This is a genomic window from Propioniciclava sp. LT294 (assembly GCF_059516005.1).
Genome location: NZ_JCAKNG010000006.1, coordinates 12,199 through 25,017, shown reverse-complemented (window position 1 = coordinate 25,017; position 12,819 = coordinate 12,199). Strand labels below are relative to the sequence as shown.

At 70.3% G+C, this 12,819-nt stretch carries 13 protein-coding genes; 7 read left to right on the top strand and 6 right to left on the bottom strand.

The window, feature by feature from the left end:
- The first annotated feature begins 4 nt into the window (after positions 1-4).
- Genes truB through AC5YDA_RS09225 form a run of 3 tightly spaced genes read left to right on the top strand, consistent with a single transcriptional unit; the run spans position 5 to position 2,380 of the window.
- Positions 5-904: a tRNA pseudouridine(55) synthase TruB gene (gene truB, locus AC5YDA_RS09235; RefSeq protein WP_496190228.1), complete on the top strand. Its 900-nt coding sequence runs from the start codon at positions 5-7 to the stop codon at positions 902-904.
- 28 nt (positions 905-932) lie between these two features.
- Positions 933-1,889 carry a bifunctional riboflavin kinase/FAD synthetase gene (locus AC5YDA_RS09230; protein WP_496190229.1) on the top strand — a complete coding sequence of 319 codons (957 nt, stop codon included), beginning with the start codon at positions 933-935 and terminating at the stop codon, positions 1,887-1,889.
- A gap of 38 nt (positions 1,890-1,927) precedes the next feature.
- Positions 1,928-2,380 (top strand): hypothetical protein, encoded by a 453-nt coding sequence (locus AC5YDA_RS09225; RefSeq protein ID WP_496190230.1) that lies wholly within the window; start codon positions 1,928-1,930, stop codon positions 2,378-2,380.
- 60 nt (positions 2,381-2,440) lie between these two features.
- On the opposite strand, the gene AC5YDA_RS09220 is transcribed toward AC5YDA_RS09225, so the two are convergent.
- From AC5YDA_RS09220 to AC5YDA_RS09205, 4 genes are all read right to left on the bottom strand, one after another.
- A complete protein-coding gene (locus AC5YDA_RS09220; protein ID WP_496190231.1) occupies positions 2,441-2,944 on the bottom strand; it encodes a GNAT family N-acetyltransferase in 504 nt (167 codons plus the stop codon).
- Positions 2,945-3,077: 133 nt separating this feature from the next.
- Entirely contained in the window at positions 3,078-4,487 is a 1,410-nt protein-coding gene (locus tag AC5YDA_RS09215) for an NAD(P)(+) transhydrogenase (Re/Si-specific) subunit beta (RefSeq protein ID WP_496190232.1), read from the bottom strand.
- Positions 4,484-4,786, bottom strand: coding sequence for an NAD(P) transhydrogenase subunit alpha part 2 (locus tag AC5YDA_RS09210; RefSeq protein ID WP_496190233.1), 303 nt, complete (start codon positions 4,784-4,786; stop codon positions 4,484-4,486). Before AC5YDA_RS09210 ends, AC5YDA_RS09215 begins: the two co-directional genes overlap by 4 nt.
- A 5-nt stretch (positions 4,787-4,791) precedes the next feature.
- Entirely contained in the window at positions 4,792-5,994 is a 1,203-nt protein-coding gene (locus AC5YDA_RS09205; protein WP_496190234.1) for an NAD(P) transhydrogenase subunit alpha, read from the bottom strand.
- Positions 5,995-6,222: 228 nt separating this feature from the next.
- Here AC5YDA_RS09205 and rpsO point away from each other — a divergent pair, with 228 nt between their 5' ends.
- Both rpsO and AC5YDA_RS09195 read left to right on the top strand, forming a co-directional pair.
- Complete coding sequence (gene rpsO, locus AC5YDA_RS09200) at positions 6,223-6,486, top strand: 30S ribosomal protein S15 (protein WP_496190235.1); 264 nt, start codon at positions 6,223-6,225, stop codon at positions 6,484-6,486.
- A gap of 262 nt (positions 6,487-6,748) precedes the next feature.
- Positions 6,749-8,968 (top strand): polyribonucleotide nucleotidyltransferase, encoded by a 2,220-nt coding sequence (locus AC5YDA_RS09195; protein ID WP_496190250.1) that lies wholly within the window; start codon positions 6,749-6,751, stop codon positions 8,966-8,968.
- Between the two features lie 184 nt (positions 8,969-9,152).
- On the opposite strand, the gene AC5YDA_RS09190 is transcribed toward AC5YDA_RS09195, so the two are convergent.
- Positions 9,153-10,058 carry a putative endonuclease domain-containing protein gene (locus AC5YDA_RS09190; protein WP_496190236.1) on the bottom strand — a complete coding sequence of 302 codons (906 nt, stop codon included), beginning with the start codon at positions 10,056-10,058 and terminating at the stop codon, positions 9,153-9,155.
- A 241-nt stretch (positions 10,059-10,299) separates the two neighbouring features.
- Here AC5YDA_RS09190 and dapB point away from each other — a divergent pair, with 241 nt between their 5' ends.
- Both dapB and AC5YDA_RS09180 read left to right on the top strand, forming a co-directional pair.
- Positions 10,300-11,034, top strand: coding sequence for a 4-hydroxy-tetrahydrodipicolinate reductase (gene dapB, locus AC5YDA_RS09185; protein WP_496190237.1), 735 nt, complete (start codon positions 10,300-10,302; stop codon positions 11,032-11,034).
- The gene (locus tag AC5YDA_RS09180; protein ID WP_496190238.1) at positions 11,034-11,741 is read left to right on the top strand and encodes an LmeA family phospholipid-binding protein; all 708 of its coding nucleotides are present in this window, start codon (positions 11,034-11,036) and stop codon (positions 11,739-11,741) included. Before dapB ends, AC5YDA_RS09180 begins: the two co-directional genes overlap by 1 nt.
- A 6-nt stretch (positions 11,742-11,747) precedes the next feature.
- Here the strand turns inward: AC5YDA_RS09180 and AC5YDA_RS09175 are convergent, their stop codons facing one another.
- Positions 11,748-12,794 carry a glutathione S-transferase family protein gene (locus AC5YDA_RS09175; RefSeq protein ID WP_496190239.1) on the bottom strand — a complete coding sequence of 349 codons (1,047 nt, stop codon included), beginning with the start codon at positions 12,792-12,794 and terminating at the stop codon, positions 11,748-11,750.
- Between the last annotated feature and the right edge of the window lie 25 nt (positions 12,795-12,819).

Sequence of the window (12,819 nt, the reverse complement as noted above, 5' to 3'; positions counted from 1 at the left end):
GCGCGTGGCCGAGCCGTCGCTGCTCATCGTCGACAAGCCATCCGGGATCACGAGCCATCAGGTCGTGGCCCGGGCCCGCCGGGCGTTGGGGACCAAGAAGGTCGGCCACGCCGGCACGCTGGACCCGATGGCCACCGGCGTGCTCGTCCTCGGGGTGGAGAAGGGCACCCGCCTGCTCGGCCACCTGCTGCTGACCAGCAAGACCTACGAGGCGACGATCCGCCTCGGGCAGGCGACGAACACCGACGACGCCGAGGGCGAGGTGACGGAGGCCGTGGGCGCGTCCCTGGCCGCCGTCGGCCCGCGCCTCCAGGCGTCCGTGGCCGCCCTGACCGGGGTGATCCAGCAGGTGCCCAGCACCGTCTCGGCGATCAAGATCAACGGCCGCCGAGCCTACGCGTTGGCACGCAAGGGCGAGGAGGTGGAGCTGGCGGCCCGTGAGATCACCGTCGCGCGCTTCGACGTCCACGACGTGCGGCAGGCCGAGGCGGGAGGCGTCCCCGTCGTGGACCTCGACGTGGTGGTGGACTGCTCCTCAGGCACCTACATCAGGGCCTTGGCGCGCGACCTGGGCGCTTCGCTCGGCGTGGGCGGGCACCTCACCGCGCTGCGCCGGACGCGGGTCGGCCCCTTCGGGTTGGAGCACGCCACCTGGGACGCCGAGCTGCCCCAGCTCGAGCGCGGTGAGTTGTTCGACGTCCGGCCCTATCCGCTGGCCGACATCGCACCGCTGGCCTTCGCGACCCTGGAGGTCGGCGAGGACGAGGCGCGCGACATCGGCTACGGGCGTCCCCTGGCCCTGAAAGTTCCCGCCGACCCGACCGCACTCGTCAACCGGGGCCACCTGCTGGCCCTGTACCGCCCGGCGGCCGGGGGCAGCGAACCGGTCGCGGTGCTGGTGTGAGGCGGAGGAGTTGTAGGGTGATCGCGCAGTGAACCGGAGGGAGCAGGCGTTGACAGGGTCCGTGGTGGTCATCGGCAACTTCGACGGCGTGCACCCGGGGCACCAGTTGGTGCTCAGCAAGGCCAAGGAGGCCGAGCCGGGCGTGCCGCTGGTCGTCCTGACGTTCTGGCCGCACCCGGCCTCGGTCGTCCGTCCCGGCGGCGGCCCGAAGCTGCTCACCAACCTGGAGGACCGCGTGGCGCTGCTGCGCGCCGCGGGGGCGGACGAGGTGCGCGTCATCGAGTTCACCCGGGAGCTGTCCCAGGAGAGCCCGGCCGAGTTCGTCGAGCAGTACATCATGCCGCTGGAGCCGCGCCGCGTGGTGGTGGGGGAGAACTTCCGGTTCGGGCACAAGGCCTCGGGCGACGTCGCCACGCTGACCGCGCTGGGGGCGGGCCGCTTCGAGGTCACCGGCCTGCAGCTGGTCCATTTCGGGGACGAGGAGACGTGCAGTTCGGCTGTCCGCGCGGCACTGGAGGCCGGGGACGTCCGGCACGCCGGTGAGTTGCTCGGGCGCCCGTTCCGGTTCCGCGGCGTGGTGCGCCACGGCGACAAGCGCGGCCGGGAGCTGGGTTTCCCGACGGCCAACCTGCCGGTTCCGTCGGACTTCGCCTGTCCGGCCGACGGTGTGTACGCCGGCTGGGTCACCCGCATGGATGGCCTCGACGCCCACGGCGAACCGCTGCCCCAGGGCGGGGCCGCCCCGACGTGGCCCGCGGCCATCTCGGTCGGCTCCAACCCGACCTTCGACGGGGTCGACCGTCGCGTCGAGAGCTTCGTCCTGGACCGTGACGACCTCGAGTTGTACGACGCCCCCATCGCGGTGGACTTCTGTGAGCGCATCAGGGGCCAGGTGCGCTTCCTGGGCATCGACGCCCTGATCGCGCAGATGGACGCCGACGTCGCGGCCACGCGGGCCGCGCTCGCCGGGCACCCCTGCGCCTGACCCTTCCGCCGCGCGCCTTTCCGGCGCACACTTGATCCATGGAGCTCCTCGGGTTCCTGGCCGTCGCCGTCCTGACCTTCATCGGCGTCTGGTGGTTCAACTCGGAGCGGCCCTCACGTCCGGCCGTCCCGCTCGACATCCTGCCTGCCGACGAGGCAGAGCTGAACGCCGTCGCGCAACGGCTGCTGTGGGAGCGCCTCACCCGGCGGTCGACCGACCTGGCGTCCCGCCTGCGCACCATCCTGGGCCGGCGGATCCCGGCGCGCGGTCTCGCCCCGGGCAGCGACGGCGGCCCGTGGACGCTGACGTTCGCCGACGGTACGGCCCTGGCCGTCACCGCTCGGCGTCCCGGTGATCTCACCGACCTGCTCGTGTGCCTCGTCCACGGCCGGGTGACTCTGTTGGGTCACCGGTTCGAAGGGGAGGACGTCGTGCTGGAGTTCGCGGCGGGGAACCGGCTGGTGCACCTGACGGCCGTGGCGACGGCCTGAGACGGACGAGGGCCCCACCCCGAACGGGGTGGGGCCCTCGCGCAGGAGAGCGCCGGTGCGTCAACGCACGGTGAGCGACTTGCGGTAGATCGCCTCGATCGGATCGTCGGTCCCCACGCCCTCGCCGTCGATGACCGACATGTTGAGGGCGCTGCGGTGGTCGCCGGTGGGGGTGTAGCCCAGACCGATGTAGAGCGGGATGGCGGCCGGGTTGTCGGGCGTGACGCCGAGGAAGACCTCGTCGTAGCCGAGTTCCCGGGCCAACTCCTCGAGGTGGCCCGTGAGGGCCGCGCCGAGACCATGGCGGCGGAACTTCGGGAAGACCCACAGCAGCTTCATCTCGGGGACGAGCGCCGTGTCCTCGCGACAGTCGAGGATGACGCGCCCGGAGATCTCGCCGTTGAGGAGGCCCACCACGACGTAGTAGTCACCCCGGGACTGCTCCTCCAGGTAGGACGCCGTCAGGCCCTTGGTTGCGGTCGTCTCGTTCGCCTCCAGGCCCGGCAGGTCCTCCGCCGTCGCGAGCCGCGTCTCGATGGACGCGCCCTTGGGTGCCTCGGTCATGTCCTCACTCCTCCCTCGGTGGCTTGCGCACTCCCACAGTCTTGCGGATGGGGGGCGAAACGCAAGTCTGTCTTGCCCCCACGCGTTGCCGGGATCGCCCGACCGCGAGACGCTGTCGCCCGTTTGTTCTGGGTCAGCTGAGTTCCTTGATGTGCGTCACCACCTCGGCGACGGCCTGCTGGGCCGAGCCGTAGAGCATGGAGGTGTTCTCGGCGTAGAACAGGGCGTTCTCGATGCCGGAGTAGCCCGCACCTCGTCCGCGCTTGATGACGATGCACTGCCGCGCCTTGTCGGCGTCCAGGATCGGCATGCCGTAGATCGGGCTCGACTTGTCGGTGCGGGCCACGGGGTTGACCACGTCGTTGGCGCCGATGACCAGCGCCACGTCCGCGAGCGGGAAGTCGGCGTTGACCTCGTCCAGGTCGTAGATCTGGTCGTACGGGACGCCGGCCTCGGCGAGCAGGACGTTCATGTGGCCGGGCATGCGTCCGGCGACGGGGTGGATGGCGAACTTGACGTCCACGCCCTCGGCCTCCAGCAGCTTGGTCATCTCGTACACCTTGTGCTGCGCACCGGCGACGGCCATGCCGTACCCGGGGACGATGATGACGCTCTCGGCGTACCGCATCATGGCCGCCGCGTCCATCGCGTTGACCTCCTTCATCGTGCCGCTGGGGCCGTCGCCGGCCTGCGCCTCCCCGGTGATGGGGGTGAACAGGACGTTCGTCAACGGACGGTTCATGGCCTTGGCCATGAGCAGGGTCAGCAGGGAGCCGGCCGCGCCGACCACGATGCCGGCGATGATCAGCGCCGGGTTGCCCAGCACGTAGCCCTCCAGGCCGACCGCGAGGCCGGTGAAGGCGTTGAGCAGGGAGATGACGACGGGCATGTCGGCGCCGCCGATGGGGCTGGTCAGGGCCAACCCCAGGATCAGCGACATGACGAAGAACGCGATGACCAGCAGCGGGTGCGGCCCGACGACGATGATCGCCACGCCCAGGCCCAGCGTCACCAGCGAGTGGATCACGTTGCCGGCGTTCTGCGCCGGCCAGCGCACCGCCTTCTGCATGACGCCCTGGAGCTTCGCCCAGGCCAGGACCGACCCCGAGAAGGCGACCGAGCCGATGAGCGCGCCCAGCATGGCCAGCACCGCGTGGGCACCGGTGGGCGGCACGGGCCGGGTGAACTCGACCGCGGCGATCAGCGCCGCGGCGCCGCCACCCATGCCGTTGTAGATGGCGACCATCTGGGGCATGTCGGTCATCTTGACGACCTTGCCGAGCCAGGCGGCCAGGACGGTGCCGGCGAGCAGGGCGACGATCGCCAGGACCAGGTTGATCCGCTTGTCGGCCTGGAAGTAGGCGAAGCCGCCGCCGTCCCCGGGCAGGAAGAACGTCGCGAGGGTGGCCAGCACCATGCCGACACCGGCCCACTTGATGCCGGAGGCTGCGGTCTTCGGCGAGCTCATCGCCTTGAGGCCGAAGATGAACAGGACGGCGGCGACGAGGTAGACGCCGTTGAGGATCCAACCCATGGCGGTCATGCCGCAGCCCCCTTCTTGGCGTCACCCTTGGCGGCGAACATGCCGAGCATGCGCTCGGTCACGACGTAGCCACCGGCGGCGTTGGCCGCGCCCAGGAGGACCGCGAAGAATCCGAGGACGAGCTGGACGGGCGTCTCGGCGTGGGCGAGCGCCCACAACGAACCGACCAGGACCACGCCGTGGATGAAGTTCGAGCCGGACATCAGCGGCGTGTGCAGGATCACCGGCACGCGGCTGATCACCTCGTAGCCGACGAACGCGGCGAGGATGAAGATGTACAGGTACAACAGGTCCGTCATCTCGGTCAGGACTCCTTGGCTACGGCGGTGTCGGTGGAAAGTGTGGAGGCGGGGGCGAACTCGGCCGGCGACTGGATCTCGTGAGGCTCCAGCCCGAGGACCTTCGCGACGCCCGCGTGGACGACGTGCCCGGAGTGGGTGAGGGCCGTGCCGGCGATCACCTCGTCGCTCCAGTCGATGGTCAGGGTTCCGTCGGTGATCATCGGGGCGGTGAAGTTCAGCAGGTTCTTGGCGAACATCTCCGAGGTGTGGACGGGCATGCGGCCGGGGATGTTGATGGGGCCGACGACCCGGGCGCCCCCGACCAGCACCTCCTTGCCGGCGACCGTGCCCTCGACGTTGCCGCCGCCTTCGGCGGCCATGTCGACCACCACAGAACCGGGCTTCATGGCCTCGACCATGGCGCGGGTCACGATGACGGGTGCCTTCTTGCCGGGGACGGCGGCGGTGGTGATGAGGACGTCGGCATCCGCGACGGCCTTCGCGAGCGCCGCGCGCTGCCGGTCGACCTCCTCGGCGGTGAGCTCGCGGGCGTAGCCGCCGTCGCCGGCGGCGCTCACGCCGGTGTCCACGAACTTCGCGCCCAGGCTCTCGACCTGCTCGCGGGTCTCGGGACGGACGTCGTAGCCCTGCACCATGGCGCCGAGCCGCTTGGCGGTGGCGATGGCCTGCAGGCCCGCGACACCCGCGCCGATGACCAGCACGCGGCTGGGCCGGATCGTGCCGGCGGCGTAGGTGAGCATCGGGAAGAACTTGGGGGCGCGGGCCGCCGCGATCAGCACGCACTGGTAGCCGGATGCCGACCCCTGCGAGCTCAGGATGTCCATCGACTGCGCACGGGAGATGCGGGGGAGGAGTTCCATCGCGAAAGCCGTCACCCCCGTGGCCGCCAGTCGGCTCGCGTGCTCGACGCTCGCGTAGGGGGTCAGCAGCCCCATCAGGACCTGACCGGGGCGCAGGGCCGCGGTGTCGGCGTCCGACAGGTTCCCGATGGTCCAGATGACGTCGCTGCCCGCGATGACATCGGCGGACGTGTCGGCCCAGTCGACATCCCCCAGGGAATCGGGGGTGGCGAAGGAGGCGTCTGTCGCGCCCCGCTGCACCAGCACGCGGGCGCCCAGCCCTGCGAGTTTCTTGACGACATCCCCGACGATGGGCGAACGGGTTTCGTGTTCAGCACTGGCTGGGATCCCGATCACTACGGTCATGGCACTCCTTCTGCGCTCGGCCAGATCAGGCTACTACGACCCGTCGTTGAGTGTCAGGCCTCACGACATCGAGATTTTCAACTTCGACAAGTTGAACGGGGTCGATCGCTCGATTGGGGCGATCGGCGCTGCGTCGGCTATTGTTGATCTTCGGCGTCAGGACGCCCGCGGACCAAGAGAGCCACCCGACCGGGATCGGCGCCGCGCAACGGATCAAGGGGAATGCACATGGATGCCGCCACCAAGAAGGCCATCATCGACGAGTACGCGACGACGCCGGGCGACACGGGTTCCCCCGACGTCCAGATCGCGCTTCTGTCCAAGCGGATCTCGCACCTGACCGAGCACCTCAAGCAGCACAAGGGTGACCACCACAGCCGTCGTGGCCTCATGCTGCTGGTCGGCCAGCGCCGCCGCCTGCTCAACTACGTCGCCAAGAACGACGTCGAGCACTACCGCGCGCTGATCGCGCGTCTCGGCCTGCGCCGTTGATCCTCTGACCTCCACCACAGGGAGTGGCCCGCGCGGCCGCTCCCTGTTGTGCATGGTCAGGCGGTAGCCTGACGCTTGGGTGCGCAACTTCGCGCCCGCACAATTCAAGATTTGTCCACGCTGCACCTGGCCCGCGCTGTTCGGTCCTCGGTAGTGGCCTCCGGGGCTGGTACCCGTGGGCCTCGATCGAAGACCGAAAACCCTACGAATTGAAGTGGCCGGAGCTGGGTGTCGCACACCTGAAAGGAAGTACTCCATGGCCATGGAGGGTCCCGACGTCCGCTTCACTGAAGCGGTCATCGACAACGGCACGTACGGTCGTCACGTCGTCCGCTTCGAATCCGGCCTGCTCGCGCAGCAGGCGAACGGCTCGGCGGCCGTGTACCTCGACGAGGACACGATGCTGCTGTCCGCCACCACCGCCCAGAACAACCCGCGTGACGCGATCGACTTCTTCCCGCTGACGGTCGACGTCGAGGAGCGCATGTACGCCGCGGGTCGCATCCCCGGCTCGTTCTTCCGCCGGGAGGGCCGCCCGTCCGAGGGCGCCATCCTCGCCGCGCGCCTCATCGACCGCCCGCTGCGCCCCTGCTTCGTCAAGGGCCTGCGCAACGAGGTCCAGGTCGTGGTCACCGTACTGGCGCTCAACCCGAACGTCCGCTACGACGTGCTGGCCATCAACGCCGCCTCGGCGTCCACCACGCTTGCGGGCCTGCCGTTCGCCGGCCCGGTCGGTGGCGTCCGCGTCTCGCTGATCGGCGATCAGTGGGTCGGCTTCCCGACCGTGGAGCAGATGGCTGACTCCGTCTTCGACATGGCGGTCGCCGGTCGCGTCCTGCCCGACGGTGACGTCGCGATCATGATGGTCGAGGCCGGTGGCACGGAGACCACCGTCGACCAGGTCCGCGCCGGCAAGCAGGCACCGACCGAGGACGTCGTCGCCCAGGGCCTCGAGGCTGCCAAGCCGTTCATCAAGGCCCTGTGTGAGGCGCAGGTCGAGCTGGCCAACCAGCTGCCGAAGGCGATGAGCGTCTTCCCGGTCTTCAAGGACTACGAGGACGACGTCTACGCCGCCGTCGCCGAGGCCGCCAGCGAGCGCCTCGAGGCGGTCATGGCCATCGCCGGCAAGCACGAGCGCGAGACCTCCACCGAGGCGCTGCTCGCCGCCGTCCGCGAGGAGGTGGGCCCCCGCTTCGAGGGTCGCGAGAAGGAGGTCACCGGCGCCTACCGTGCCCTGACCAAGAAGGTCGTCCGCCGCAAGACCCTCACCGAGGGCGTCCGTATCGACGGGCGCGGCACGCGCGACATCCGTACCCTGTCGGCCGAGGTCGGCGTGATCCCGCGTGTGCACGGCTCGGCGCTGTTCATGCGCGGCGAGACCCAGATCCTGGGTGTCTCCACGCTGAACATGCTCGACATGGAGCAGAAGCTGGACACGCTCTCCCCGGAGACGACCAAGCGCTACATGCACAACTACAACTTCCCGCCCTACTCCACGGGTGAGACGGGTCGTGTGGGGTCCCCCAAGCGTCGCGAGATCGGTCACGGTGCGCTCGCCGAGCGCGCCCTGGTGCCGGTGCTGCCGAGCCGCGAGGAGTTCCCCTACGCGATCCGGCAGGTGTCGGAGGCGCTGGGTTCGAACGGTTCGACGTCCATGGGTTCGGTCTGCGCCAGCTCGCTGTCGCTGATGAACGCCGGCGTGCCGCTGAAGGCCCCCGTGGCCGGCATCGCCATGGGCCTCATGTCCGAGGAGATCGACGGTGAGATGCGCTACGTCGCGCTGACCGACATCCTCGGCGCCGAGGACGCGCTGGGCGACATGGACTTCAAGGTCGCCGGTACCCGCGACTTCGTGACGGCGCTCCAGCTCGACACCAAGCTCGACGGCATCCCGTCCGACGTGCTGGCGTCCGCCCTGCAGCAGGCCCGCGAGGCCCGCCACACGCTGCTGGACGTGATGAACGAGGCGATCGACGTCCCGGACGAGATGAGCCTGTACGCGCCGCGCATCATCACGGTGAAGATCCCGGTCGACAAGATCGGCGAGGTCATCGGCCCCAAGGGCAAGATGATCAACCAGATCCAGGACGACACCGGCGCCAACATCTCGATCGAGGACGACGGCACGATCTTCATCGGCGCGACCAACGGCGAGTCCGCTGAGGCCGCCCGCTCCCTGATCAACGCCATCGCCAACCCGACGATGCCGGAGAAGGGCGAGCGCTACCTCGGGACCGTCGTCAAGCTCATGGCGTTCGGCGCGTTCGTGTCGCTGCTCCCGGGCAAGGACGGCCTGCTGCACATCAGCAAGCTGCGCACGCTCAACAACGGCAACCGCGTCGACAACGTGGAGGACGTCCTGAGCGTGGGCCAGAAGGTCCAGGTCGAGATCTCCGAGATCGACGACAAGGGCAAGCTGTCGCTCGTCCCGGTCGTCGAGGAGAAGAAGGACGCGACCGCCGAGGTCCCCGCCGAGGCCTGATCGCGCTGACACCCGACGGCGCCGTCCCCGCGAGGGGGCGGCGCCGTCGTGCGTCCGGTGCGCTGTGCTCCGCCCACGTCACCGCGCCGGTGCTCACGCACTCAACCAGCGTTCGGGCACGGGCGGCGTGCTCCCATCCCCGGTGAGGTGGGGCAAGGCTGGTGAGGTGGCCGTCCGAGGGGCCTCAGCGCCGGACGGCGTGCCCGAACGCCCTGCGGATGCGTTCTGCCAGCGCTGCGGGGCGCGACAGCTCCCGCCAGCCCCACCGGACGATCCACCAGCCCTCGTCGCGGAGCGCCTGTTCGCGTTCCTTCTCGGCCATCACGACGTCAGCGGGACGCCGTCCGTCCAGACCGTCGTACTTCAGGGCGCCGTCGAACTCACCGATGACGCCCTGCTCCTCCCAGCCGAAGTCGCCGCGGGCCACGAACGCCCCGGAGGCGGTGCGCACCTCGAACTGCACGTGGGGGATCGGCAGGTGCTGGAGCAGGAAGGTGGCCCGGCTCAACGACTCGCCGGCGGATTCGGACCCGGCGTCGGCGAACCCGACCACACGGCGTGCCCGCCGCTGGCCGGGACGCCGGGCGCCCGAGGCGAGGGTGGCCTCGAGGGACGCGAGCTCCGTCCCCTGCCTGAGGGCGGCGTCCGCGGCTGCGACCCCCCACTCGAAGGGGACGGTCCGGGCCAGGTCGGCGACGATTCGCGCCACCGACGTCATCGTGATGCCGGCCACGGTCGTCCGTTCGTCGGGTGGAACGGGGGCTCGGGTGGCTCTGAGGGTGGCGGTGCACCCACCGCTTCCTTTCGCGCGGGTCACCCACACCTGCTGCAGCAGTGCCCGCTGCACGGGGAGACCCTGCAGGACGGCGGCGGACGCGTGGCTGATCACGGTGCTGTCCCCGAGCGTCCTCAGCGCGGCACGGACGCGAGCGCGGTGCTCGGCCGCAGGGGACAGCCCGGTGGCCTCGGTGAACGTGCCCCGCCGCAGCCGCAGCAGCCGGCCCTCACGGACCGCGCGGCGGATCTCTGCGGGACCCCAGCCCTTGAGGGTCTGGAGATCCGCCGTCGACCAGATCAGGGGTGCGTCCACGTCCCCCACTCCACCCGCCGCCGACGTGATTCGGAAGGGGAGGGGTGTTGTCCGGTTGTTGTCCGTCAAGGGGGCGCGTCGGCCTCCGGCCAGCGCTGGCCCACTCGGCCGGCCTCCGCGCACCCCGCCAGCCTCCCAGCACGGGCGGGGTGGCCGGACGCCCGCGACGTGGGAGTCTGCTGGCCAAGACGAGCGCGGCATGGCCGGCCGGGCGGGGATGAGCCCTGCGTAGGATGTCCCCATGCTGAAGGTGGCGGTGTTCGGGGCGAAGGGACGCATGGGCGTCGAGGTGTGTCGTGCGGTCGAGGCGGCCGACGACCTGGAACTGGTGGCGGCCCTTGATGTCGGCGACGATCGCGCAGCGGGCGCCCACGCCGACGTGGCCATCGACTTCACCGTGCCGGACGCCGTCATGGCCAACCTGGAGTGGTGTGCCGAGCAGGGCGTCCATGCGGTCGTGGGGACGACGGGCTTCTCCCCCGAGCGGCTCGAGCGCGTGCGTGAGCTGTTCGCGGACGGTCGGGCCAACGCGATCGTGGCTTCCAACTACTCCATCGGCTCCCTGCTGATGATGAAGTTCGCCGAGATCGCGGCCCCCTTCTTCGAGTCGGTCGAGATCATCGAGCTGCACCACCCCATGAAGGTCGACGCCCCCTCCGGCACCGCCGTGACGACCGCGGGCCGCATCGCCGCCGCGCGCGCCGCGGCAGGGCTGGGGGAGACGCCCGACGCGACCGAGATCGACCCGGACGGGGCCCGCGGTGCCAAGGTGGACGGCATCAGCGTCCACAGCGTTCGCCAGCGGGGGCTGTTCGCGAACCAGGAGGTGCGCTTCGGCAACGAGGGCGAGCAGCTCGTCATCACCGAGAACGGCTTCACGCGCGCGGCCTACATGCCCGGCGTGCTCACTGCGGTGCGGGCCGTCCCGACGCTGCCCGGGCTGACCGTCGGCATCGAGTCGCTGCTGGGCATCTGATGGGGCGCGTCGTCGGCGCCGTCCTCCTCGGCATCCTCGTGCTGGCCGGGATCGCAGTGGGGGGTGCGTACGCCTTCGACCAGCGAATCCGCAGCGAGGTCGAGGCGCAGGTGTCGGCGACGCTCAAGCAGTCGGTGCCGTTCACCGTGTTGCCCACGGTCGAGATCGCGGGGGAGCCGATCGCCTGGCACCTGCTGACCCGCCGCTTCCCGTCCGTACGCGTGGTCGGTGCCGAGGCGGCGACACCGATCGAGGAGCAGCGCACCCTCCAGCTGCTGGACGTCGACGTCACGCTCACCGACGTCACCGTCAGTGACACCACCATCGACGCCCGCCACCTCCGGGGCACGGCCCGACTCTCGTGGGCCGAGGTCAGTGAACTGGCCGGGGTCGCGATCGCGGACGCCGGGCAGGGCCGGGTCGCGGCGTCCGGCAGCGCCGCTGTGTTCGGCATGACCGTGACGGCGACACTCGAGGGCGTCCCCGCGCTGGACACGAACGCCCAGACCGTCACGATCGCCGATCCCCAGGTCGACGTGGCCGGCGTGCGGATCCCCGCGCAGGCGACGCGCGCGCTGGTCGACACGCTGGTGAAGCCCTTCCACGTGCCGCTCCCGTACGGGCTGAAGCTGGAGGGGGTCACGCCCGGCCCCGACGGTCTGAGGGTGGCGGTGACGGGGCGTGACGTGAGGTTCCCGCGCTCCTGAGCGACCTCAGAAGGCCAGTTCGACCGGGTGGGGGGAGCGCTCGCCGTTCCGCACGGGACCGGGCGGGCAGCCCTCGCCGAACGGGGAACCCCCGAGTTCCCCGCGGTCGTGGCGCGTCAGCCACACGACGGGATCCGGCCCCTTCGGGACGATCTGCAGTGGGTTCAGGTCGGTGTGCACCACGTAGTAGTGGGCCTTGATCTGCTCGAAGTCGATCGTGTCGCCGAAGCCGGGCGTCTGGAACAGGTCGCGCGCGTACGCCCACAGCACCGGCATCTCGGTCAGCTTGGTCCGGTTGCACTTGAAGTGGCCGTGATACACGGCGTCGAAGCGCACCAGCGTGGTGAAGAGGCGGACGTCGGCCTCGGTGATGGCGTCGCCCATGAGGTAGCGCTGGGCGGCGAGGCGCTCCTCGAGCCAGTCCAGCGCCGCGAACAGCCGATCGTAGGCGGCGTCATAGGCCTCCTGCGACCCGGCGAATCCGCAGCGGTACACGCCGTTGTTCACCTCGGTGAAGATGCGCTGCATCACGGCGTCCATCTCCCCGCGGAGCGCCACCGGATACAGGTCCGGAGCCCCCGGGCGGTGGAACTCGCTCCACTCGGTGGAGAAGTCGAGGGTGATCTGCGCGAAGTCATTGGTGACGACCTTGCCGGTCCTCTCGTCCACGATCGCAGGGACGGTGATGCCGCGCGGATACTCCGGGTCCCTGGCGAGGTAGGCGTCCTTGAGCTGGTGGATGCCGAGCACCGGGTCCTTGCCCCCGGGGTCGAGGTCGAACGTCCAGGAGTCGGCGTCGTGGGTCGGGCCGGGCAGGCCGAGGCTGATCGCGTCCTCGAGGCCGAGGAGGCGGCGGACGATCAGGGCCCGGTTGGCCCACGGGCAGGCGCGCGCCGCGACGAGGCGGTAGCGGCCGGGCTCGACGGGCACCGCGTCCTCGCCCTCGGCGACCTCGGCCCTGATCCGGGTGGTGAGGTAGCGCTGGTCGCGGACGAACTCCTTGCCCTTGCTGGAATAGACGCCACCTCGGGCGTGCTCTGCGTGCTCGGTCATGGTGCCACCGTCTCACGGACCCCTC

What these genes read in the sequence shown, in the direction of transcription:
- dapB (WP_496190237.1), top strand. Translation starts at nt 10,300, where the DNA reads ATGCTGAAGGTGGCGGTGTTCGGGGCGAAGGGACGCATGGGCGTCGAG.
- AC5YDA_RS09175 (WP_496190239.1), bottom strand. Translation starts at nt 12,794, where the DNA reads ATGACCGAGCACGCAGAGCACGCCCGAGGTGGCGTCTATTCCAGCAAG.
- AC5YDA_RS09225 (WP_496190230.1), top strand. Translation starts at nt 1,928, where the DNA reads ATGGAGCTCCTCGGGTTCCTGGCCGTCGCCGTCCTGACCTTCATCGGC.
- AC5YDA_RS09205 (WP_496190234.1), bottom strand. Translation starts at nt 5,994, where the DNA reads ATGACCGTAGTGATCGGGATCCCAGCCAGTGCTGAACACGAAACCCGT.
- AC5YDA_RS09180 (WP_496190238.1), top strand. Translation starts at nt 11,034, where the DNA reads ATGGGGCGCGTCGTCGGCGCCGTCCTCCTCGGCATCCTCGTGCTGGCC.
- AC5YDA_RS09210 (WP_496190233.1), bottom strand. Translation starts at nt 4,786, where the DNA reads ATGACGGACCTGTTGTACCTGTACATCTTCATCCTCGCCGCGTTCGTC.
- AC5YDA_RS09220 (WP_496190231.1), bottom strand. Translation starts at nt 2,944, where the DNA reads ATGACCGAGGCACCCAAGGGCGCGTCCATCGAGACGCGGCTCGCGACG.
- AC5YDA_RS09215 (WP_496190232.1), bottom strand. Translation starts at nt 4,487, where the DNA reads ATGACCGCCATGGGTTGGATCCTCAACGGCGTCTACCTCGTCGCCGCC.
- AC5YDA_RS09195 (WP_496190250.1), top strand. Translation starts at nt 6,749, where the DNA reads ATGGAGGGTCCCGACGTCCGCTTCACTGAAGCGGTCATCGACAACGGC.
- rpsO (WP_496190235.1), top strand. Translation starts at nt 6,223, where the DNA reads ATGGATGCCGCCACCAAGAAGGCCATCATCGACGAGTACGCGACGACG.